The 22,940-nt window shown below is 36.5% G+C and carries 19 protein-coding genes and 3 pseudogenes; 18 read left to right on the top strand and 4 right to left on the bottom strand.

Annotation, left to right across the window (positions count from 1 at the left end):
* Nucleotides 1–252: 252 nt before the first annotated feature.
* Nucleotides 253–717, bottom strand: a complete 465-nt coding sequence (locus tag ACQKMR_RS18405; protein ID WP_427698595.1) for a MarR family winged helix-turn-helix transcriptional regulator — start codon at nucleotides 715–717, stop codon at nucleotides 253–255.
* A gap of 93 nt (nucleotides 718–810) precedes the next feature.
* On the opposite strand from ACQKMR_RS18405, the pseudogene ACQKMR_RS18400 reads away from it, so the two are divergent.
* Nucleotides 811–1,017 (top strand): annotated as a pseudogene (locus ACQKMR_RS18400) (Tn3 family transposase); the annotation flags it as partial.
* A 327-nt stretch (nucleotides 1,018–1,344) separates the two neighbouring features.
* Nucleotides 1,345–1,560: pseudogene (locus ACQKMR_RS18395) on the top strand (thermonuclease family protein); the annotation flags it as partial.
* A gap of 64 nt (nucleotides 1,561–1,624) precedes the next feature.
* On the opposite strand, the gene ACQKMR_RS18390 reads toward ACQKMR_RS18395, so the two are convergent.
* Nucleotides 1,625–2,794, bottom strand: a complete 1,170-nt coding sequence (locus ACQKMR_RS18390; protein WP_427698594.1) for an MFS transporter — start codon at nucleotides 2,792–2,794, stop codon at nucleotides 1,625–1,627.
* A gap of 93 nt (nucleotides 2,795–2,887) precedes the next feature.
* Here ACQKMR_RS18390 and ACQKMR_RS18385 point away from each other — a divergent pair, with 93 nt between their 5' ends.
* From ACQKMR_RS18385 to ACQKMR_RS18340, 10 genes and pseudogenes are all read left to right on the top strand, one after another.
* Complete coding sequence (locus tag ACQKMR_RS18385) at nucleotides 2,888–3,271, top strand: MerR family transcriptional regulator (protein ID WP_427698593.1); 384 nt, start codon at nucleotides 2,888–2,890, stop codon at nucleotides 3,269–3,271.
* Between the two features lie 869 nt (nucleotides 3,272–4,140).
* Nucleotides 4,141–4,605: a phage tail protein gene (locus ACQKMR_RS18380; protein ID WP_427698592.1), complete on the top strand. Its 465-nt coding sequence runs from the start codon at nucleotides 4,141–4,143 to the stop codon at nucleotides 4,603–4,605.
* Between the two features lie 590 nt (nucleotides 4,606–5,195).
* On the top strand, nucleotides 5,196–6,005 hold the full coding sequence (gene blaOXA, locus ACQKMR_RS18375; protein WP_427698591.1) for a class D beta-lactamase: 810 nt from the start codon (nucleotides 5,196–5,198) through the stop codon (nucleotides 6,003–6,005).
* A gap of 339 nt (nucleotides 6,006–6,344) precedes the next feature.
* Nucleotides 6,345–6,605: a hypothetical protein gene (locus ACQKMR_RS18370; RefSeq protein ID WP_427698590.1), complete on the top strand. Its 261-nt coding sequence runs from the start codon at nucleotides 6,345–6,347 to the stop codon at nucleotides 6,603–6,605.
* 616 nt (nucleotides 6,606–7,221) lie between these two features.
* On the top strand, nucleotides 7,222–8,733 hold the full coding sequence (locus ACQKMR_RS18365) for a long-chain-fatty-acid--CoA ligase (RefSeq protein ID WP_427698589.1): 1,512 nt from the start codon (nucleotides 7,222–7,224) through the stop codon (nucleotides 8,731–8,733).
* Between the two features lie 36 nt (nucleotides 8,734–8,769).
* A complete protein-coding gene (locus tag ACQKMR_RS18360; protein WP_427698588.1) occupies nucleotides 8,770–9,825 on the top strand; it encodes a TauD/TfdA family dioxygenase in 1,056 nt (351 codons plus the stop codon).
* A 128-nt stretch (nucleotides 9,826–9,953) separates the two neighbouring features.
* Nucleotides 9,954–11,243 carry an MFS transporter gene (locus ACQKMR_RS18355; RefSeq protein ID WP_427698587.1) on the top strand — a complete coding sequence of 430 codons (1,290 nt, stop codon included), beginning with the start codon at nucleotides 9,954–9,956 and terminating at the stop codon, nucleotides 11,241–11,243.
* A gap of 314 nt (nucleotides 11,244–11,557) precedes the next feature.
* Nucleotides 11,558–12,556, top strand: coding sequence for a TauD/TfdA family dioxygenase (locus ACQKMR_RS18350; RefSeq protein ID WP_427698586.1), 999 nt, complete (start codon nucleotides 11,558–11,560; stop codon nucleotides 12,554–12,556).
* Between the two features lie 86 nt (nucleotides 12,557–12,642).
* Nucleotides 12,643–13,590 (top strand): alpha/beta hydrolase, encoded by a 948-nt coding sequence (locus ACQKMR_RS18345; protein WP_427698585.1) that lies wholly within the window; start codon nucleotides 12,643–12,645, stop codon nucleotides 13,588–13,590.
* Nucleotides 13,591–13,693: 103 nt separating this feature from the next.
* Nucleotides 13,694–13,947 (top strand): annotated as a pseudogene (locus ACQKMR_RS18340) (transposase); the annotation flags it as partial.
* Between the two features lie 140 nt (nucleotides 13,948–14,087).
* Here the strand turns inward: ACQKMR_RS18340 and ACQKMR_RS18335 are convergent.
* Nucleotides 14,088–14,861: an SDR family NAD(P)-dependent oxidoreductase gene (locus tag ACQKMR_RS18335; RefSeq protein WP_427698584.1), complete on the bottom strand. Its 774-nt coding sequence runs from the start codon at nucleotides 14,859–14,861 to the stop codon at nucleotides 14,088–14,090.
* Between the two features lie 182 nt (nucleotides 14,862–15,043).
* Between ACQKMR_RS18335 and ACQKMR_RS18330 the strand changes: the two genes are divergently transcribed.
* From ACQKMR_RS18330 to ACQKMR_RS18310, 5 genes are all read left to right on the top strand, one after another.
* Nucleotides 15,044–15,370, top strand: coding sequence for a hypothetical protein (locus ACQKMR_RS18330; protein WP_427698583.1), 327 nt, complete (start codon nucleotides 15,044–15,046; stop codon nucleotides 15,368–15,370).
* A 91-nt stretch (nucleotides 15,371–15,461) separates the two neighbouring features.
* Nucleotides 15,462–16,751, top strand: a complete 1,290-nt coding sequence (locus tag ACQKMR_RS18325; protein ID WP_427698582.1) for an MFS transporter — start codon at nucleotides 15,462–15,464, stop codon at nucleotides 16,749–16,751.
* Nucleotides 16,752–16,956: 205 nt separating this feature from the next.
* The gene (locus tag ACQKMR_RS18320; protein WP_427698581.1) at nucleotides 16,957–17,424 is read left to right on the top strand and encodes a 2,4'-dihydroxyacetophenone dioxygenase family protein; all 468 of its coding nucleotides are present in this window, start codon (nucleotides 16,957–16,959) and stop codon (nucleotides 17,422–17,424) included.
* A 400-nt stretch (nucleotides 17,425–17,824) separates the two neighbouring features.
* The gene (locus ACQKMR_RS18315) at nucleotides 17,825–18,613 is read left to right on the top strand and encodes an SDR family NAD(P)-dependent oxidoreductase (protein WP_427698580.1); all 789 of its coding nucleotides are present in this window, start codon (nucleotides 17,825–17,827) and stop codon (nucleotides 18,611–18,613) included.
* 153 nt (nucleotides 18,614–18,766) lie between these two features.
* Nucleotides 18,767–18,997, top strand: coding sequence for a hypothetical protein (locus tag ACQKMR_RS18310; RefSeq protein ID WP_427698579.1), 231 nt, complete (start codon nucleotides 18,767–18,769; stop codon nucleotides 18,995–18,997).
* Nucleotides 18,998–19,318: 321 nt separating this feature from the next.
* Here ACQKMR_RS18310 and ACQKMR_RS18305 read toward each other — a convergent pair whose 3' ends face one another.
* Nucleotides 19,319–20,224, bottom strand: coding sequence for a LysR family transcriptional regulator (locus tag ACQKMR_RS18305; protein WP_427698578.1), 906 nt, complete (start codon nucleotides 20,222–20,224; stop codon nucleotides 19,319–19,321).
* A 1,073-nt stretch (nucleotides 20,225–21,297) separates the two neighbouring features.
* On the opposite strand from ACQKMR_RS18305, the gene ACQKMR_RS18300 reads away from it, so the two are divergent.
* Nucleotides 21,298–22,479, top strand: coding sequence for an acetyl-CoA C-acetyltransferase (locus ACQKMR_RS18300; protein ID WP_427698577.1), 1,182 nt, complete (start codon nucleotides 21,298–21,300; stop codon nucleotides 22,477–22,479).
* The last annotated feature ends 461 nt before the right edge of the window (nucleotides 22,480–22,940 follow it).

The following is a 22,940-nucleotide window of genomic DNA, read 5'->3' as shown; positions in this document are numbered from 1 at the left end:
ATGATCAATCTTTTTTATAAATGATTAATCCAATAAAAATATTATAAGGGCATGTTTTGATCAATCTTTTTTCAAAACATGCCCTTTCTATTTATTCATTTATCAAGGTTCTTGTATTAATTTGATCAAACTTTGTTTCAAAGCTACATTAGGAGTAAATCGGCTCTTTAATATTTAAAGGAAATAAGGGATGTAGATTTTTAAAATAATCAATTTCTTAAATGATTGACTATTTAAAAGTGAAAATAGGGTTCATATAAATGTATTAAATTGCTGTAGAGAATTTAATAATTTCTTATGAATACGTAATAATGTTTGAATTTCTGTTTCTTGGAGTTGTTTTAATGCTAACGACATAGCTTTATAGGAAGTAGAATTTTCAATAGATTTTTTTGATGTTTCTTGACCTATTGTTGTTACTTTTAATTTTATTTCTCTACGATCTTCTGATGATGGCTTTCGTTCGATTAATCCTAGATTAACCAATTCATCCACATTTACACTTACTGTACTTTTAGGGACTGAAAGCCGTTCTGAAATACTTTTAAGAGTAATATTAGGAATTACATAAATTGTGTTTAAGATTCCCATTTGTTGTACTGTTAATCCTAAACTAGAGGCATTTTGATTTGTAAATTTTATAATTTCTTTATTTATTGCTACAAATGACTGTACAACTTCTTCTTCCTTTTTGAGGTTGGGATTTTTTGGTATCATTGTATTGACTTCCTCTCTTTTTATATAGTTCAATTATGTATAGTTCACAGTTGAACTATTTTAGTTTGGGCCACTTTCAGAGGAAAGTCAATTATAAGCGTATGGAATACGGTCTATATGGAAAAAGCCGTAGAAGAACTAAAACGTAAGGGGGAATTTCGAGAGGATTTAATGCCGTATATATGGCATTTAGGTTGGGAACACATCAATTTCTTAGGAGAATATAAGTTTGAGGGATTGCATTCAACGAGTTTACAGTCCTTACGTCCTTTAAATATTAAAGAGCTGATTTACTCTTAACGGGGTAAAAGTTGGCTCTTTTCTTGTCTGAATTTGCTTAGCGTGGGTTTTTTCCGAAATACTGGCGGTACCCCATGTCCATCAACCCAACAAACATAAACCACCCCAAAACGATAAAATTGATTAATTTACACAAAATCTTTGTTTTGGGGTAATTCTAAATTCTTAACTTGATGGCGATGTGGTAGGACCACTTTTTGAAGTAAATAAATCAAATTTGTTGTGATAATTAAGGAATTTATTAATTAATCACTTTTTTTATTTTATAATTTTTAATATATTTCAGTGGCGGATACTTTCAACTGACTACTCGCAGATAATTATGATCGTTTATTAACCTATGTCTTTATTGATGATGTAATGCTACAGGAATCCTTACTAAAAGAAGGGCTTGCAGCAGTGCCCTTTATCCATAAACCAAACAATACGTTTGAGGATGAATTTAGAGAAATCCAGCAAGATGCGGAAAAATCAAAATTAAATATTGGGTCACATCAAAATTACTTCCAAAAAGATGGTTTCCATCCGGAAGTATTGAAATAAAGATTAACAAACAAGGGACTGTCCCAAAAGGCAATGAAAAATGCCCTTTAGGACAGTCCTTTCTTTATTCAAAGTATTGAATTGAAGTATTTTCTCTACGGTTTATCGTTAGCGAATAAATAGCAGAGATAAGGGCTAAAACTACCATAATACCAGCTACCCACGTGTTGATAGTTACAGAAAAGTGGTCTACAAGTAAACCACCCAAACCAGAACCTAAAGCTACTCCAAGATGTAAAAATGAAGTATTTAAACCTAATTGGATATCTGAGGAATCTGGAGCAGACTCGGCTAGATAATTTTGTACTGCTGGACTAAGAGCCCAAACCATCGCACCGTATAGTACGACAACGATCAATAAACTTATCATTGATCCTGTTGAATAAGGTAATAGGAACAAGGAAACTGCAAAAAGTATAAGAAATGTGAGTATAGTTCTTGCTCCTCCAAATTTATCGGATGCCCAGCCACCAATCCAACCACCTGTTATTCCAGCTATACCAAAAACCAGTAAGACCATACTAATCATATTTGTTGATAAGTCCATTGATGTTTTAAGAAAAAGCGTGAAATAAGTATAAACTATGAAATGACCAGTTAGTTCCAAAACTGATATGAGCTGGATTGATGCGATTTTTTTACTTTTTAATGTGGCTATTTGCTTAAGTAAAGGAACGGCTGGTTGTGGTGGAACCTTAGGTAAAAATTTAATGATTCCTAACATAGAAACAATACTTAAGACCGAAACTAATACAAATGTCATCCTCCAACCAAAATTTTGACCGATAATAGTTCCTAGTGGCACACCTAACACTAATGATGCGCTTAAACCCATGAAAATTAATCCAATAGCTCTTCCTCTTAATTCAGTAGCAACAGTATTGGCAGCCATTGTTACGGAAGTGACAACCACGATAGAGCAGCTAGCTGCAAGAATAATTCTGGCTATTAATAAGGTTGTGAAATTCGGACTAAATATAGATAAAATATTACCACCTAGAAAAGTTAACATTGCTATGAGCAGTAATTTTCGTTTTTCTACTTTAGAAGTTAAAGCAATAAGTACTGGAGCCCCAAAGGCAAAAACCAATGAAAAAACTGAAACTAACTGACCGACTGCTCCTACAGAAACATGTAAATCTTCTGCAATCATGTTTATTATCCCAGCGATCACCAACTCCACTGTACCAGCAACGAATGTGGCAAGTGCTAAAACAAAAATTCCTATATTCATTAAAAACTCCTCCTAAAAACTATTAAAAAATGAATCTAGAATAAAACATACTCCTTAGAGTGCACTATAAAGCAAGTGTGTTATAATAAAAATATGGAAAAATTATTAACTATTCAGGATATATCCTCAATCACTGGTCTTAGTCCTTACACGCTACGCTACTATGAAAATATTGGTCTTTTATGTGAGATTGAAAGAGATGAAAATGGATATCGTAAATACTCAGAGAACGATATTTTATGTATAGATTTTCTCATTATGTTACGTAATACAGAAATGCCAATAAGAGATATGAAAGAATTTGCAGACCTAAGACGTCAAGGTGAATCTACCGTGACGGAAAGACGAGAACTATTAGAAACTCATCAAGAGAATGTTCTTAACCAAATTAAACAAGTAGAAAATAGTTTAATAAAGATTAATGAAAAAATTGACTACTATAAAAATTTGGAGGAAAAAGTTAAGCAATCCAATTAGATAAGTTTGAAGAGACCTTTCTAAGGTCTTTTTTTTTATGGGGAATGGGAAAAAATACATTTGCCTATAGGGGTCCTACCACATCCCCATCAAGTTAAGAATTTAGAATTACCCCAAAACAAAGATTTTGTGTAAATTAATCAATTTTATCGTTTTGGGGTGGTTTATGTTTGTTGGGTTGATGGACATGTGGCGGTACCCCTTAATGAACTAAAGGGGCAGGTTAGCGGAAGAAGGAAATAGAAAATAAAAGTAGAATTTATTTAAAGGATTGAAATTGTTATTCCGAGTCAGAATAGTTAAACAACGATTAATTAATTGGGAGTTAGAAGATGAAACATAAAAAAAGAAATAGAGACGGCTTTTTTAAAGATACCCTAATTGAGTTTATATTTGAAGTGGTTTGGAACATCTTAATGTTTATACCAAGAATGATAATTCGCTTAATAGGGAACATTTGGTGAAGTAGTTAGTCAAAATAGAGCTAACGAGGGCGATTGCAAATAAGAGCTGTCGTTTTTTTACAAACAAGACAGCATTCCTGTAATAAATGAACTGTAAAAAGGATAAGTTTGTGAATAAACGCACTTAAACTAACGGGTGCGTTAGTTGATGAAGAAACTTGTGCATACTTATATCGTGAAATGTCATTCGGAGGCATGCAGATTGAAATGTAACAATATTTTCTCTTGAATCATTTTTGGTATAATATTTGGTAGATGAGATGAATAATTTGAAGTTTGGCTATATGCCTGTTTCTTTGACCAAAATTTGTATCGTCAAAAGAAACAATTTGAAGAATGGCTTAGTTTTTGGTGAAATGTGGATTCCTGTTGTCAGGAAATAAAGAGAGAAAAGGAGAGATGTAAATGTCCTATATCGTTGATTTTAAAAATGTGTCTACGGTTGGTTTAGAGTCTTCACCTGTAGTAGAAGCGCTTGCTGGTTTACGTGCTAATGAAGCCCGTTATTTTATGAACAAATACAAGCATGAATTTACGGTTGTAGCAGCTAGCGAAAGTCAGGAGAGCCTTGATTATGTGAACCGAATTTTGAAAGAAGAACGTGATATTGAGTTTGCGGCCAAACCTTTAGAAACGTCGCGTTTTCAATTGGAAAATATCAAATTTGCCTACGTCTTATATGAGGATGGTCTTGAGGTCAATGTCATGTATACGGTTGATGACCCTAAGAAGCGGGCCGTTGGTTTTAAGCTTTCTGAGGGGATGGAGGTACCAAAGGAGTTAGAAGGGAAGTTTAAGTTTGCTAGGCAGAAGTCTAAACTAGCTGGAACAATTAGGGGCTCGTTTTTTGTAATTAAAGGAGAATACTAAAGTAAGCAAAAGCGCAAGTGGAGGAATCCGGCCATTGCGGTCTGTCTCATCTACGCTGGGATCAGGCCTATATGGATGCGTGGATGGAGAAACAATATTATTAATGATATGTCACAGAGGAATGTATTGAAATTGATTTTAAATCAACTGTAAAAGTAATTATTGAGATTAGTATGAAATACTAATTTTCTAATGCAACTAACGCCTGCTTTAGTTGATTAAGGAACACAAAAATGATCAATCTTTTTTATAAATGAATAATCCAATAAAAATATTATAAGGGCATGTTTTGATCAATCTTTTTTCAAAACATGCTCTTTCTATTTATTCATTTATCAAGGATTCTTGTATTAATTTGATCAAACTTTGTTTCAAAGCTACAGGAAGAATGGAAGGCGAGAAACTATTCCGCAAACTTAGTCATTATAGTTTTTATAATGTAAGGTAAGATCATATAAGAATGCTATAAAACACTATATTCAAAATAATGATATGTAAATATCAAGAACATTTCAGCGTTTTTCCATGTTTATGAGATGATTAAATTGATATATTGGGGCTGTGATTAAATTTAGTGAGGGGAATCGAATATGAGAAAACGAAAGAATTTGGCATTTTTTTTAGTACTTATTAGTGCAGTTGTTCTATTAATTACAAGTGTGCAACCACCAAGTGAAGCGAACGCTGCCAAGGGTAACCTGAATCTTAAGAAGCTCGAAGTCGATGAATTCTTTACGAACCATGTCGGAACATTCATATTACGTGATATGAAAAAAGAAAAAACATTCGTCTATAACAATGAACGCGCGAATCAACGATTTGCACCGCAATCGACTTTTAAAGTGCCTAATTCCCTGATCGGGTTACAGGTAGGAGCTGTAGAAGATGAATACGACATTAAATATTGGGATGGTGTTGAGCGAGAAATCGAGGTCTGGAACCAAGATCACACGCTTGGGTCTGCTATGAGATACTCTGTCGTTTGGTATTATCAAGCTATGGCTCGTGACATTGGAGAAAATCGAATGGAGGAATGGGTTCAAAACATTTCTTATGGCAACCAAGATATTAGTGGAGGAATTGATCAGTTTTGGTTAAGTAGTTCACTCAAAATTTCTCCAATAGAACAAGCAGATTTTATGGAAACATTGTATAAAGAGAACCTTCCTTTTGATAAGGATGTAATGAAAACCGTTAAGCGTATGATGATCCAGAAGGAAGGGGATAACTATACCCTTTACGGAAAAACAGGGCAAGGGTCAGGCATAGGCTGGTATGTCGGTTTTATAGAAACAGACAAACGGGCGTATAGTTTTGCCACGAATATTGCTGGAACAAGTACAGACGCTAAAAACATAACAATGGACATTTTAAAGCAATATAAATTAATGGCAGAGTAATTGAACGTTATTTTTAATATCGTTCTTCAAGAATCGGGCGCGATTGTGGAGCAACATAGATAGGAAATGATCAAACTTTTTTATAAAAAATGAGTCAATTGAAAATATTAAGAGCGTGTTTTGATCAATCTTTTTTTCAAAACACGCTCTTTTCTATGATCGTTTATCAAGGTTATTAGTATTAATTTGATCAAACTTTATTTTAAAGCAACATCTGTTGTGGATTTGAAAGAAAGTCGTGCCGTTTTGAAAAAAGATGAACCGTTTTACCCCTTTAGATATGCTTGTCTAAAGGGGTGTTTTTATGGTTAAAAGGAAAAGAACATCTGACGTTGAAAAATGGATAAAAGAAGGTCGAGGACAAAGGAAGTAAAGCGAATTATTTCAAGGGAGATAACAACCCTATTCTTTGTACCAACCATAGTTGGAACCACCTTAGCTTTCCTTTACATCGTTGCTATGGCAAAGGATATTGGTGGAGTCACAAAAAATCCCGAGATACTATTGCACCTCTTCATCGTTGCAGGATTCTACCAATGCATACAAATAGGATTTTTCTTTTATGCTAGAAAGAAAATGTTTTACCATCTGACTGAATGAGGGGAGTGAGGGAGGAAAATAGGTAAGGAACACTATTTTAATTACACTATAAGCCCAGTGGGGTAATATTTGAAAAATAATACATTTTTTTCGATTGATAGATGGAAACTTGAAGATTTCAATGTGAAAAGTATCAAACTTTATTATAAAAACTGAATACCAGAATACAAAGAAAGAATCCATAACATGGCTAATAAGAATACTCATCAATAGTGCTTATTATGTGAAGAAAAAGCAGAAAAGGGATATACCGTTTGAATGTGTGGGTGAGCTGCCATCAAAAAAAGACGAAAAAACATTGAACATATCGATTTAGTAAGGGCAATTAATGACTTACAAGATACTTACCGTGAATCCCAATCACTTCCTAGATTAAGCCGATTGCAAGTAATACAAAAGCGTTTTGCGGATTTTTTTATATAGTAATCCATTTGTATAGCCAATTAGAAAGTAAATTAATTGTTCACTGCTAATCGCTATTTACTCTTTCCGAATATTAGTAATACTTACTTTCAAATTAAAATCTTTAATTTTATTTTATTATTACTTAACAGTATAATCGCAGTAAGAAGAGCAGCAATAATTACCACCATTTTTAACAAGGGGGTCTCTTTTAATGATTTATAATCTAGATGATAATTTGAGAAGGAGCGCAAGTAATTTCCCTGATAAGTACGCTTATATCTATAAAGATAAAAGTGTTACTTATCAGGAATTAAATCAGCAGATAGATCAATTAGCTGCCGGTTTGTTTGCGCAAGGAGTAAGGAAAGGGGATGGTGTTGCTCTTATATTAGATAATAGCCCTGAATTTATCATTGCGTACTATGGTATTTTACGCCTGGGTGCATTTGCTGTTCCAATCAATCCGATGTTTACCAAAGGAGAAATCAGCTACATTTTAGACAATAGTCAAGCCAAGGCGGTTATTGCACACGCATCCGTAGAATCTAAATTATCAGAATTAAAAGAAAAATCAAGAGATATAACATGTGTCATTTATGTAGATGGCAAGAATCAGGAATGGGCATGGGAGCGTCTAATGGAAACTAGTAATCTAGATTTTGAAAGCCCTTTCATCGATCAAGACGATCTTGCCGTTATTCTATACACCTCAGGAACAACTGGTAAACCAAAGGGTGCGATGTTATCTCATCGAAACTTGGCTTCCAATGCAGAATCTATTTCAACATTAGTGGAACTGCATGATGAGGATCGTGTAGTAGCTGTTCTGCCGATGTTTCATGTTTTCTGTATGACCGTTTCTCTGAATGCTCCTATTGCTTGTGGGGCAACTGTCATTATCATACCTAGATTTAGCCCTCTCGATGTTGTTCGTACTATTCGAGAAAAGCAGGGAACGGTGTTTGTTGGCGTTCCTACCATGTACAACTTTATCTATCAATTATCTGAAGCCACTGCGGAAGATTTTTCATCCATTCGCTTGTGTATTTCTGGAGGGGCTTCTATTCCAATCGAGTTACTTCAAAATTTCCAAAATAAGTTTAACGTTATGATCTTAGAGGGGTATGGACTTTCTGAAACGTCTCCTCTCGTTGCTATTAATCCTTTAAAGGGAACACGCAAGACAGGCTCTATTGGTTTAAATATTCCAGGTGTCAAAAGCAAGGTAGTCAATGAGGAGAGAAAGGAATTGCCGAGAGGAGAAGTTGGCGAATTAGTTGTTCAAGGACCAAATGTAATGAAGGGATACTTGAAGATGCCGGAAGCTACAATAGCAGCCCTCATAGATGGATGGTTTTACACGGGTGATTTGGCACGAATGGATGAAGAAGGATACATCTACATTGTGGATCGTAAGAAAGACATCATTATCGTTGGTGGATACAATGTGTATCCTCGTGAAGTAGAGGAAGTGCTGTATCAGCATCCTTTTATAGTAGAGGCATCTGTAGTCGGAGTTCCAGATGAAGGATACGGAGAAATCGTAAAAGCGTATGTCGTAGTCAGGGATGAGCAGATCACGATAGAGGACATTATCCATTTTTGTCAGGATAAGCTGGTAAAGTACAAGCTTCCTAGACAAGTTGAATTTCTCAAGGAGCTACCTAAGAACTCTACAGGGAAAACTTTACGAAGAAAGTTAAGACAACTGACGGAAGTATAATAAGACACTATTTATATGATTTAAGGAGGATTCTATATGTCGATTATTTTAAAGGATAAAATTCAAGGGTCAGTAGCTTGGAAAGGGACTGATTTAGCGAAAGATGATTCATGGATTTATTATTTGTCCGAAAAAGAGATTGCATCTCTTGAGAATGCTTTATCTCATGTGCAACAAAAGGGCCTAAAAGCCCCTGATTTCAATAAGGAGGACTTTCCGATTCCTGAACTTTCGAATGTAATCGATTACTTTGTAGACGAATTGGAGAAGGGGAGAGGGTTCCTATTAATTCGTGGATTGCCAATGGAAAGATATACAGACGGGGAAGCAAGCATCATTTACTGGGGTCTTGGACTTCATATAGGTACTCCGGTGTCGCAAAACGCAAATGGTGATCTCTTAGGGCACGTCATTGATCAAGGTCTTAGTTTAGAAAATTCAAATGTACGTGGATATCAAACGAAATTGCATCTTCCTTTTCATGCAGATGGATCGGATGTTGTCGGATTATTAAGTCTTCGAAAGGGGAAAACGGGCGGATACAGTAGCATCGTAAGTTCAATGGCTGTTTATAATGAATTTTTAGAGAAATACCCAGAGTATCTTGGCATTCTCTCTCGTCCATTTATCTTCGACCGTCGCGGGGAGGAAGGACCAGGTGAATCTCCTGTATTCACATCACCTATCTTTAGTTATTATGATGGGAAATTGAGCTGTAGATATGTTCGCTTATTCATCGAATCAGCCCAAGAGAAAACAGGCGTCCAGTTGTCGAAAGTAGAAATTGAAGCCTTAGACATACTGGATTCCCTTCTTCATGATGAAAAACTGCATTTTAATATGATGCTAGAACCAGGTGATATGCAGTTCGTCAATAATTATGTAGTTCTTCACTCACGTACTCAATACGAAGATTATGCAGAACTGGAACGCAAACGTCATTTATTACGATTATGGCTCACGATGCCAAATGGCCGAGAAATTTCCCCAGACTTTGCAATGTTTATTGATGAGAATACAGGGAAACCAGGTCGAGGCGGTATACCTGCACGTAAACGAACATCTGGCGGTATTATAGAAAACTTGAAGTAATGGGACTTCCATCTGGAAGATTACTTGATAAACCGTTTATTGAAACACCAATTGACATATGTGAAGGAGGGTTCCTTTTCCGATTTTAAGGAAAAGGTACTCACTATGTGAAATTTAGGGGGAGGTATATGACAAGTACGCCAAAATATTCTTGGATTATCTTACTGTTTCTAGTTCTTTCCGGTATGATCAACCAAGTCGATAAAATTATCATTGGTTTGGTTTCCGTTCCTGTCATGAAAGAGCTAGAGTTAAGCCCAACTCAATGGGGAATGGTGGGAAGTTCCTTCTTTTGGGCTTTTACCTTTTCCTCTCTTATTCTAGGTGGCATGGCGGATTCTAAAAATACGAAAAAAATGTTATCGTTGATGTCTTTGATTTGGTTGCTGATTCAATTGGCTACTCCTTTTGTTTCTAGCTTGTCTCTGCTCGTGTTAACGAGGATCATCTTGGGAGCAGGTGAAGGTCCAGCTCCGGCTCTATCTACGGTAGTCATGGGAAAATGGTTCCCGAAACATAGGCATGGTATAGGGTTTGGCGCTGTATTATTAGGAACAACAGGCGGATCTGCGATTGCTTCGCCATTATTAATCTCCTTAATCGATCAGTATGGATGGAGATCTGCATTTATTGCGATGGGTGTTATTGGACTAATCGTGTTAGTGCTATGGCTGATTTTTGGGAAAGAAAGTCCACAAGAAATCGGGCATCCTTCCTTTCATCAAGAGAATGAACAGTCATCGAGCCTTTCAAAGGTTTCTTGGCGCGAGTTTCTTCCACATCTTATTTCGAAAAATTTCATTTTAGTTGTTTTGTGTGGAGGATGTGCCTATTGGTTATTGGCTGTTCAATCGGTATGGTTTCCAGCCTACTTTACGAACATTCAACAGTTTAACGGTCAAGCGTTACAACTAGCCGTGTCTTTACCTTTTCTTTTCGCTGCCTTTTGCCAAATTGGTTTTGCGTTGTTCTCTGATTGGCTGTATCGCAAAACAGGAGATATTCGAAAAGCACGTATCAATCTTGCTGGTTTCATGATGGTGCTATCTGCTCTATGTATGTATTTAGGGAATGCCGCGGATTCAACAGCAATGGCTATCCTTTTCTTCACTCTTGCTCCCGGATTTGCCTATGTGATTCTTTCACTCGCACCTGCTATATTGATGGAGTTCTTTTCTCCTCAAAATATCGGCAAGGCGCAAGGGACATTCATTGCTCTAGCAAGCGTAACCAGCATTATTGCTCCACTTGTATTCGGTTATCTTATTCAACATTCAGCGACTGCAGCCATGGGGTATGGTTATGCGTTTCTAGCCTCTTCCATTGGAATGCTCGTTATCGGTCTATTGTTTTGGGTTGGTGTACGTCCCGCCAAGCAAAGCCACACAACAACCAAATCTGATTATATTCAATCTTAGATAGCAAATTGAATTCATTATTTTGAAAGGGTTAGAGTGTAAGAGGGGGGTGATGAAAGATTTTAATGTTAATAAATTGAATATTTAGTTTATTTACTCGGTAATGAAGTAGATACGGATTTCAATACTTGAAAGATGAATGGAATGAGAAAGGGGAATCAAATTTAGGTAAATACCATAATCATGGTGCAACGGAAGGAATTGATTTGGTAGAGGGGACTAAATGTTAAAAAATAGATTCATAGAAACAGAACAGGGGAAATTTAGCGCAAAGAGTTATGTAAAAAACGAACTATATTGAAGGAGGATTATGCATGACGTCTATTATAAATGAAAAAATTCAAGGGCCATCAGCGTGGAAAGGAATGGATTTAGCTAAGGATGATTCATGGATTGATCATTTGTCCGAGAAAACGATCGCAGAGCTTGAAAAGGCTGTCATTCATGTGCAACAAAAGGGGTTGAAAGCGCCTAATTTTACAAAGGAAGATTTCCTGATTCCTAATCTTACTGATGAAGTCGCTTATTTTGTAGACAAACTGGAGAATGGGAAAGGGTTTCTATTAATTCGTGGATTACCGATGGATAAGTATACGGATGAGGAAGCGAGCATCATTTATTGGGGTCTTGGACTTCACATGGGTAAACCAATCACGCAAGATGCAAATGGAACCCTCTTAGGGCATATAAAAAACCAAGGTCTTGACTTTAAGGATAATAAAAAAGTACGTGGTTACCAAACGAATGTACATCTTGACTATCATACAGACCTCGCTGATGTAGTCGGATTATTATGTCTTCGCAAAGCGAAATCGGGTGGTTTAAGTAGTATCGCAAGTGCAATCGCTGTTTATAATGAAATTTTAGAGAAGCACCCAGAGTATCTTGAAACCCTCTACCGTCCATTCAATCATGATCTTCGTGGGGAAGAAGCACCAGGTCAGTCTCCAATATTCACATCACCTATCTTTAGTTATTACGATGGTAAATTGAGCTGCAGATATCTACGTCAATACGTTGAATCCGCACAATCGAAAACAGGTATCTCTTTGACGAAAGAGGAAATTGAAGTATTTAACTATATAGATTCCCTTACGCATGATACAAACATGCATATTGATATGATGATGGAACCAGGTGATATGCAATTTGTTAATAACTATACGATTTTTCATTCACGAACTACATTTGAAGATTATGAAGAAGATGAGTGCAAACGTCATTTATTAAGATTGTGGCTGAACATGTCCAATGGTCGAAAAATTGCCCCTGATTTCGAGGTTTATAGAGAAGGAATGGCTGTCAATAAATAATAAACAGCTGATAATCGTGTACGGAAAGAGAATTTAGTAGAAAAGCAGAGTTAATTTTATAGAAAGTAAAGTGAGGATGATGTTTCTTGGCAAATTTAGATCCGCAAGCAGAAAAGTATTTACAAGCATTTAATCAGATGCCTCCTATTCATACGATGGATCATAAGACTGTAAGAGAGATGCTTTCCAAAGCACCTCAGCCTCCTATCGAATCAGATGTGCTTTCAAAGGTAGAAGATTGGATGATTCCAGTAAGCAAAGATGCTGAAATCAAATGCAGGGTATATATACCGGAAGGGCAAGGTCCCTTCCCTTTGTTTATTTACTACCATGGTGGAGGATGGGTTCTGGGAGACCTCGAATCGACAGATCCAATTTGCCGATTGCTGGCACATAGAACGGGCAGTATTGTGGTATCTGTTAACTATCGTCTTGCTCCAGAGCATAAGTTTCCGACCCCGATCGAAGACGCTTATGCTGCATTGGAATGGGTTTATGAAAAAGGCTCTTTTTTTAACGGAGATGTGTCGAGATTAATAGTAGGAGGAGATAGCGTGGGGGGGAATCTCGCGACTGTCGTGACGATGATGGCGAGAGATAGAAAAGGTCCCGACATTTTTGCACAGGTTCTGATTTATCCTGCGACAAACCTTGAGTTCAATACGGAATCTCATCAAGCATTCGCAAAAGGATTTGGTTTGGACCGCGAGCTTTTGTTTTGGTTCCGTGATCATTATTTACGAAATGAAGAGGACAAGCATAATGGGTACTCTTCTCCCTTAATAGCGGAAGATGTAAGTAATCTCCCACCAGCCTTTGTGGTTACGGCGGAAAATGATGTGCTTCGGGATGAAGGAAGGGCATATGCTGAGCGTTTGAAAACATCGGGTGTCAAAGTTGCATATGCATGTGAAGCAGGCATGATTCATGGTTATTTTGCAAACATGGATGTTTTTTCAAAGAACATTGAATGGACTATCTCCCGAATCAACGAGTTTTTACGTACTACGGATGTTATAACTAATAGGAATTGATCGTATACTTAATAGTGCTCTTATAGGGTAACGAAAGAGACACCTTTATGAATCCATAAAGGTGTCTTTCTATTTGTCTTCTTAGGAACGTTTTCCATCCCTTTCTATTCGATATGGAACAATGGATGCAGGCTACGATTATATGGCGATATACAAACAGATATATCGGATGGGTGCTCAATATGTCATTGCTTATAACAAGAAGAACGAATCCGATCCAATTGGTTTTGATAAGAACTTTGTTCCAACTGTGTACGCGAAAATTCCTATCGATATGATAGTTATGACTCGAAATACGAAACACTAAAATACCGAACTGCCGTTGAACGTGTGAATTCCTATTTGAAAGAATTTTTTCTGTTCGTCTGTGACATTTTAAAATAATGCATTATGAAATTGATTAATATAAAAAAGAGTAGCACAAACTATGTCCTTGGTCTGTGCTACTGATTGAATTGAGGGAAAAACGTTAAAAAGAAGATGTTGACTGCGTGTTTTTAGTAATGAACGGTATTACCAATGCCGCCAGTTACGGAAATGACATCGCCAGTAATCGATGTTGATAACGGTGAAGCTAGGAAGGTAACGACATAAGCAATTTCCTCCGGTGTAATCAAGCGATTAAGAGGACTCATAGCTGCTGCTTGGCTTACAGCTTTCTCCGTATTGAATTGTTTTCTATTCGTTTCCGTATCTACAATCCCTGGATAAATAGCATTGACGTTAATGCCGTGTTTTCCTAATTCTAATGATGCTGATTTCGTTAAATGAACAACGGATGCATTTCGTGGACCAGAACTAAAATAATTGCCACCTATTCTAGCAGCGAGACCACTTATATTGATTATACGACCCCACTTATTTTTGATCATATAAGGAGCAACAGCTCGCATAGAACGAAAATAGCCCATATATTTTTCTTCAAAATCTTTCAAAATAAGTTCCTCTTTAATTTCGTGAAAATTCTCTGGCTCTGTACCGCCAACACGGGCGCCACTGTTGATTAGAATATCAATACTCCCCATCGCTGCTGCTGCGTTTTCAACTAAATTGAGGATAGAGTTAGGATTTGAGGTATCTGCCACGATTGGATAGATATTTCGTTTTGTTTCTTGGGCTAATTCTTCTGCAGCTTTCTGTAGTGAGGATTCATTTCTTGAACAAATCGTACAATCTACACCTTCTAGAGCCAACTGGCGGGCAATAGCTTTACCAATTCCTCGGCTTCCTCCTATGATGAGTGCTTTTTTTCCTGATAATTGTAAGTCCATAGATTCAACCTCCTATTTTGATTCAACACCCTTATGAGCAAACTCAAAATATACTTTGAATATTTAAATATTCTTTCTCTTTAATTCTACCTTTTCATGACAGTTATATAAAATTAGATATTTTAACTTGTACTTAAGTGTGACTAATGTAAAAAGAGATACGGCTATTTTCTGATAGGGCGATGGAGTATGATAGAGGATTGGGTGAATTTTGTAGTAGTTTTTCACTATTCATCGTTGTTCATCTGCTGAATATAAGTGAAAGTTACTTGCAGTTTAAATTATTTAATTTTATTCATGAGGGTTGTAATGGATATAATAATATTCAGAATATTGATAATATTCCTAACGCCAGAAAAGGAGGGGTTCTTCAATGGTACTTATGGAAACCTTTTCATTTATTGAGACTTTTTTATAGTGAGATTTTATTGCTTCAAACTGCGTTATTTCAAGCTCAAAAAAAGGATTTAAAAGCCATTGGTTTTAACAAAGGGTTTCCTGATTCTTAATCTTTTTGATGAAACCGCTTACTTTTGGGATGGGAAGGTATATGGACGAGGAAAAGAGCTTATTTGAATGATGAAAATTAGGGGGAATTATATGCCAAGTACTCCAAAGTATTCTTGGATTATCTTATTATTTGCCGTTCTTATTGCTATGATCAACCAAATTGATAAAATTCTCATTGGTTTGGTATCGGTCCCTCTAATGAAGGAGCTAGATTTAAGTGCTTCTCAATGGGGACTTGTGGGAAGTTCTTTTTATTGGTTTTTTACCATAACATCCATTTTACTCGGTGGTATGGCGGATTCTAAAAATCCGAAAAAAATGTTTATTTGGATGTCATTGATCTGGGTGACGGTTCAATTTGCCACCCCTTTTGTTTCCAGTTTTTCTCTTCTTATATTAACAAGGATCATTTTGGGAGCAGGTGAAGGTCCAGCTTCTCCTGTAGTCACGACTATGCTAGGAAAATGGTTTCCGAAACACAGGCATGGTATAAGCTATGCTACGGTTCTGTTTGGAACGATGATGGGACCTGCGATTGCTTCCCCATTATTAATTTCCTTGATCGACCAATATGGATGGAGATCTGCTTTTGTAGCGATGGGTATTGTCGGACTGATTTGGTTAGGTTTTTGGTTGCTTTACGGTAAAGCGAATCCACAAGAAATCGGATTTGCTTCATTTGATCAAGTGGAACAGCATTCATCCACCCTCTCGAAGGTTTCTTGGCGTCATTTTCTTCCGCATCTTTTTTCTAAAAATTATATGTTGACCGTTTTGGCTGGAGGTTGTGCCTATTGGTTAGTGTCCGTTCAATCGGTGTGGTATCCAGCATATTTTTCCACCGTGCATCAGTTTCATGATCAAACTTTAAAACTAGCCGTAGCTTTACCATTTCTATTTGCTGCCTTTAGCCAAATTGGATTTGCCATGTTATCAGATAGGCTTTATCGCAAAACAGGAGATATTCGGAAAGCACGTGTCAATCTTGCTAGTTTTATGATGGTGCTCTCTGCTATGTGCTTATATCTTGGAAGTGTTGTGAGTTCGAGTGCGATCTCTATTCTGTGCTTCACCCTTGCTCCAGGTTTTGGGATGGTCATTCTTTCACTCGCACCCTCCATATTGATGGATTTATTTTCTCCCCAAAACATCGGAAAGGCACAAGGGGCGTACATTGCTCTTTCAAATGTAGGAAGTATGATTGCTCCTATCGTATTCGGTTATTTTATCCAATATGCAGCGACTGAGGCATTAGGCTATCATTATGCCTTTCAAGCCTCTGCTTTTGGGATGATTATTATCGGAGTATTGTTTTGGATCGGCGTACGTCCAACAAAACGAGTAAACACTACGATAAAAGGGAGGAGGAAGCTAGTTTAGATTTAAAAATCATAATCCTAATAGGAAGGGAAATTGCTAGTGTATATTAATCTAACTAAACTGAATATTAAAAATCATAATTTTATTAAATAAATAATTATAAGTATACTAAAAATTAATTAAATTCGTAATAGCTAATGATCTCACCTGTGTAAGCGCTATCAATATACGAATTTAAAAACTTAAAGTAGAAGAGGGGATTTTAATGAGGAATGCAAAAGCTGTAGAAGTATATGATGCAAGTAATATCTGTCCAGATGATTTACCTTGGATTCCTTATTTTGGAGTGGCTCATTTTAAGTTATTGAAGGCTAATCCAGTAACAGGACAAACAATTACCCTATTAAGAGTTCCTGCGGGTACACAGCTTCCTACCCATTTCCATCCTGGAACAGTTATTGTGTATACTGTTAAAGGCGCTTGGAGGTATATGGAGAATGATTGGGTTTCTAAAGCGGGGGATGTCGTTTATGAACCTGCTGGATCCAAACATACACCTGAATCTGTAGGGGATGAAGAGGTTATTACGTTAAATGTTGTTGAGGCAACATTAGACTATTTGAATGAGGATGGAGAAATTATTGCTAGAGATAATTGGGAGTCATTCTTGCAGAAATACCATGATCATTGTGCAGCTGAAGGAATTCAGCCTATAGATGTAACAAAATTTTAAAAGATAGATTCGTAAAAAAACCAAGGGAAATTTGAAGCAGAGAGTTGAGAGTATTCACTTGTGCGGTTGAAGAAATTGAACCTGTAAATGTGACAGAATATTTACAGTGAGATTCGCAGTGAAGAGAAGTCCATTGTCCTATGTGACGAATATGCTTCTCTTTTTTTCAGACCTTACTTTTAGGGAGGTAAGTGAGTAGAGGGGATTTTTTCCTTGTTTATAATAGCGAAAGAATTCGATGTTCATCTTTTGAAAAGTATGAATTAGTTTCAAATAAAAATCTTTAATTGTATTTTATAAGTCCCTAGAATGAGTGATATTTTAATTTCTGAATATTAAAAATAAATGTAGTTGCTATTAAAAGCGTTTCCATGTGAGGAAATTTAGGAGGAGATCTTGAATGTCGACTGAAAAATTGTTTGATTTAACAGGAAAAACAGCAATCGTTACGGGAGGCGGTAGTGGGTTAGGACGTGTCATGGCACTGACGCTGGCAGAAGCTGGAGCAAATGTAATAGTATGTTCACGTCGTTTAGAGGTTTGCGAGAAAGTTGTACAAGAAATCGAAGGTCTAGGAAGACAAGCTCTTGCTCTTGCATTAGATGTAACAGATCCAGAATCGGTTCGTCAAGGTGTAGATAAAGCTATTTCTCATTTTGGAAAGATTGAAATTTTAATCAATAGCAGTGGAACGGTTTTTGAAACGCCTGCTACCGAAATGCCTTTACATCAATGGCAATCAATGATTGATACCAATGTGACTGGAACATTCTTGATGTGTCAAGCTGTAGGAAGACACATGATTGAACACGAATATGGAAAAATCATTAACATTTCTTCTAGCATTGGATTTAAAGGCACAGACCCAGAAGCTGTAGATTCTATAGGATATACAACAAGTAAGGGTGCTGTTATGACTTTAACGAAGGATCTTGCTGTTAAGTGGGGACGTCATGGATTGAATGTAAATTCCATTGCTCCTGGAGTTTTCCAAACGGGAATGAATGATCCAGAAATACCGGGAACGCTTGTACAAAAAGCTGGACAACTAATTTCCTCACAAGTTCCAGTAAGGAGATTAGGTAGAGACAATGATTTAGTAGGAGCTGTCCTTTACTTTGCTTCTGCAGCTTCTGATTATTGCACAGGACAAATATTGGTTGTTGATGGAGGACTAGGAGCTAAGTAAAATGGTCCTTTATCAAAAATTTGGGTGGGGGTACAATGCCCCACCTTTGTTTCAATTCTTTGTCAATGTTTTATGTAGTACATCAGGCCAGTTTTCTGCAACTTCTTGTTCAATTTTGTTCTTACTGAAAAGAATCGTGAAGAGTTAGATGAATTGGAATCAACAGGGCATGGTTTTCCCGGAAAAATTTTGGGGGATATATTTTTCAAGAGTGTCTTTATCATTATTGAGAGAATTTCCAACTTCAGAAAAGGTCTAGCTGCAGATAAAGACGAACTGGCAGATCGTATACATGAGTATTGTTCGAGTCGTTCTGTTCAATGGGCAAGCGAAAATGCAAGAAAACTGAACAGTCAGCTTCTCAAAATCCTTTTCAGAAGGTAATGTATCAAAGTCATCTGATCAATCATATGATTACTCAACGGTGTCATAGGGAATGACGGTGAAGACAAATCAAAAAATTCCCCTAACCAATGACTAATTAAAAGTTTTAAAGCTCTTTTTATGACATATCTCGTGTTACTTATAAGGTTGATATGTTGCTAATGTAGTCAGTTTATAAATGTCAACATCATCATGAACGCTTTCAAGAGAAACTTAAAGGCCTTTCCCTGATTGGATATCGAGAAAAGGCCGAAACTTAATATTCTCTTTTTTCATTGTCTACTTGACAGGTTATGTGCAAAGTGGACTCTTGTTTCTTTCTTAAATCTTCATAATTTCAGATTTTAGATAATGAATATACTTGGTGGGAAAAATGGATAAATGTTTATCTTCTGATAGAATCAACCCGAAAGAAATATTTACACCTCTATGATTCACTAAATCAATCGGAATGATATCACCATTTATGACAGGAGGATGGTTTTTCATTATAAAATCAGGAGCAAATGTAATAGCCAAACTTTCGATGATGGCTTGGAAAATTCCGTCCAAATTATTTGATGTAAATAGGACTTTCAAGGGCTTGTATTTGTTAAAGAAATCTTGAACAAAATATTGCATAAATTCACCGTAATATGTGACGAGCGTTTCATCAAGTATCTCATGTGGAGATATGGAACCAGTGAACGCTAAGGGAGAATGTTTAGATACATAGACTTTTTGCTTACCTTCAAATAGTGATTCAAAAGCTATTCCTTCCATATTTATGTTCCAATCTGTTGAATATGCAATTAGTCCGATATCGGTCCTATGTTGTCGAACATCTTCAATCACAGAAGAGACGCTTTTTTCGTTTATTTCCACATTTACATGTGGATAATCATTTCTAAAAACAGCTAAAGCTTTTACCAGAACCGTAGTTAATCCTGGTATAGTCGATAATTTGAGTTCTCCTATTTCCATGGAATTGAAGGAGTTGGCCTTGTTTTTTATCTCTTCAACCTTTCTTAGTACTTCGTAGGCTTGTTTCAGAATGATTTTACCTTCATCGGTTGGTACAGCACCGTGTCCCCGTGACCGATGTAAAACTTTTATCCCTAATTCCTTTTCTAAACTAGTAATGGACTGGCTGATACCGGATTGAGTCACATGAAGATTCTGTGCTGCTATAGATAGAGAATTGTGTTTTGCGACTTCAACAATATATAATAATTGTTCAAAGTTCATGGCTTTTCTCCTTATAGATTAGTAATAAGAATTCTTTCTAGAAGAACTTCCAGATGATTCGTATCCTCTCCGAAATTACACTAGATGCTATAGGATATTAATTTGAGTAATCTTTTGGCATTCCTATTAAAAGAAATGAATTGTGTTATTAGTATTCAATGGATAAGCCAAAGGTAATTATTTCATAATGATTACAAAATATATTGTTCCACTTTCTATGGATAGTTCATTATAAAAGCCTAACCTTAAAGTTGTGCCGCCATAAAAGAATGAGGTTTGGTTCGTTACGGGCATCCCTTTCTTTGATTGCCGAGGATGCAGAAGGTTAGTTGAACTGTATTTCATTAATTAGTTCTTTTGAGATTTCTAGATGGGCTGAGATAGGGTAATCCGTTTTTTTTTGAGCTGCAAGATTAGTTGTGATGAAAGAGCTGAAGCCTGGAAGTCATCGCTGAGATAGTCTCGATGAATTTGCTCTGTGAAGGAAGGAAAAAACGATTTGTAAGGTTGGACACACCCGCCTAGTATCTACAAAAGCTAGCGAGATGATCCTATTATTTGAATACTTAATATTATTCATTCACATCCTTTCATTTGTCCAGCTGCTTTGTTTTAGATTGAGAATAAAAACTAGTAAAAATACGAAATGTATTAGATATACTGTTTTTTTATACTCTTTTCATTTTTCAATGCTTTATGTCTGTTTGAATAATCATTGGACTTTTTGATATTAGTAATACTTACTTACAAATTAAAATATTAAATTTTACTTTACTATAACTTATTAGTATAATCAATATAAATATAGTCAGAATAATCAAAAAATAAAACGCTCCCATTTTTCGAATGGTAAATACCTCCTTATGGTTAAGGAGATAAAAATGCCCTTGTATTGAACGGAATAGATCCTAAATCTTTATGAACAATCGCTGTTTTTATCATCATCCTCCAGTATTTCAGTAAAGCGATTAATATAGCAGAGTTGTAGATAAGGAACATTAAGAAAACAAACTTTCTATTTAACATCGACACCATATAAAACATGTAGAAAAATTATTTAGGGGGAATGACAAATGGATACTGTGTATCTTTTAGGGGGAGCGAGAACTCCTTTTGGCAGTTTTGGGGGAAGTTTAAAGGATGTTTCGGCTGTGGAGCTTGGAGAGATTGCTAGTAGGGGAGCTATCGAAAAGAGTAAGGTGGAAGCTGAAGAAATTGAGCATGTGTTTGCTGGTAATGTCATTCATACGTCAAAAAATGCATCTTACCTAGCTAGACATGTAGCTTTGAAGGCGGGGATACCGATTGAGAGCCCTTCTTTGACGCTTAACCGCTTGTGTGGTTCTGGCTTGCAAGCCATCGTTTCTGCAGCTCAAACGATTTCATTGGATGAAGCACAGGTCGTTCTAGCTCTAGGTACAGAAAATATGAGTCAGTCTCCCCATGTTTTAAGGAATGTTCGTTTTGGAACGGGTTTAAAATCTCCAGAAATGGATGACATGCTTTGGGCGACGTTAACTGATGAATACGTTGGTTGTGGAATGGGAATGACGGCTGAAAACTTGGCTAATCAATATAAAATCGGGCGTGAAGCGCAAGATCAATTTGCATTAGAATCGCAAAATAAAGCAGCTAGGGCACAGCAGGAAGGTCGGTTTAAACAGGAAATTACGCCTGTTATTATTGAGAATAAAGGAAGACGGATTACTATCGCCGAGGATGAATATATTCGTCATGATGCTACTAAAGAAAGGCTAGCAGATTTAAAGCCAGCCTTTAAGAAGGACGGAACGGTTACTGCTGGAAATGCAAGTGGTATCAATGATGGAGCTGCAGCTGTGATTTTGGCCAGCGAATCATACTTGACAAAGAACCCAAGCATAGCTCCTATGGCCAGAATTGTTTCGTGGGGAATCGCTGGAGTCGACCCAAGTATCATGGGAATCGGCCCTGTATCAGCAAGCAAAATAGCATTAAAAAAAGCTGGTTTAAATATTAATGATATCGATTTGATTGAAGCTAATGAAGCGTTCGCTGCTCAGTATCTTGCCGTTGAAAAAGAACTCGGCCTAAATAGAGAGAAAGTGAATGTAAATGGTGGAGCAATCGCATTAGGTCACCCGGTTGGAGCGAGTGGTGCGAGAATATTGAATTCTTTAGCGATTGAATTGAGAAATCAAGGAAAGAAGTATGGCTTAGCGACCTTGTGTATCGGTGGAGGGCAAGGGATTTCAATGATCATTGAATCTGTGTAACATTACATTTTCATAGAATTACATGTTTTCACAATGGAAAGGTGGAGATTGTAATGATTTATGTTTGTAAGGAACATTTGTTTAAAGGAATGCAATTAATTCAAGTACCACATATCGAAAAGGTTTCTTCCACAAAATTTGTTTGCCAAATTTGTGGAAGAAAAGTGAATTATAAATTGTTTATCCCAATGTGGGGGTCCTGCCGACAAAACGCGGATATTATACGTTAATTACAGTATCTTATAAGAGAGGATAGTTCGTTCAAAATATGTGCGAATATCCTCTCTTTTTCTATAAATCAGAAAGATAAACAAGAACTTATAATCTAGTTTAATAAGTTTAATGAAATCATATATTTGAGCAATTTGAGGAGGACGAATAAGGGTTCAAGAAGTGAAGTTGGATCCGAAATATTCATCAGCGTTCCATTTTATTATATATTTTCCACCAATATTAGTCCC

This window comes from Peribacillus sp. NPDC096540 (assembly GCF_050278525.1).
GTDB lineage: Bacteria > Bacillota > Bacilli > Bacillales > DSM-1321 > Peribacillus.
Note: the sequence above shows the minus strand (reverse complement) of the source record. Positions and strands in the feature narration are given on the sequence as shown.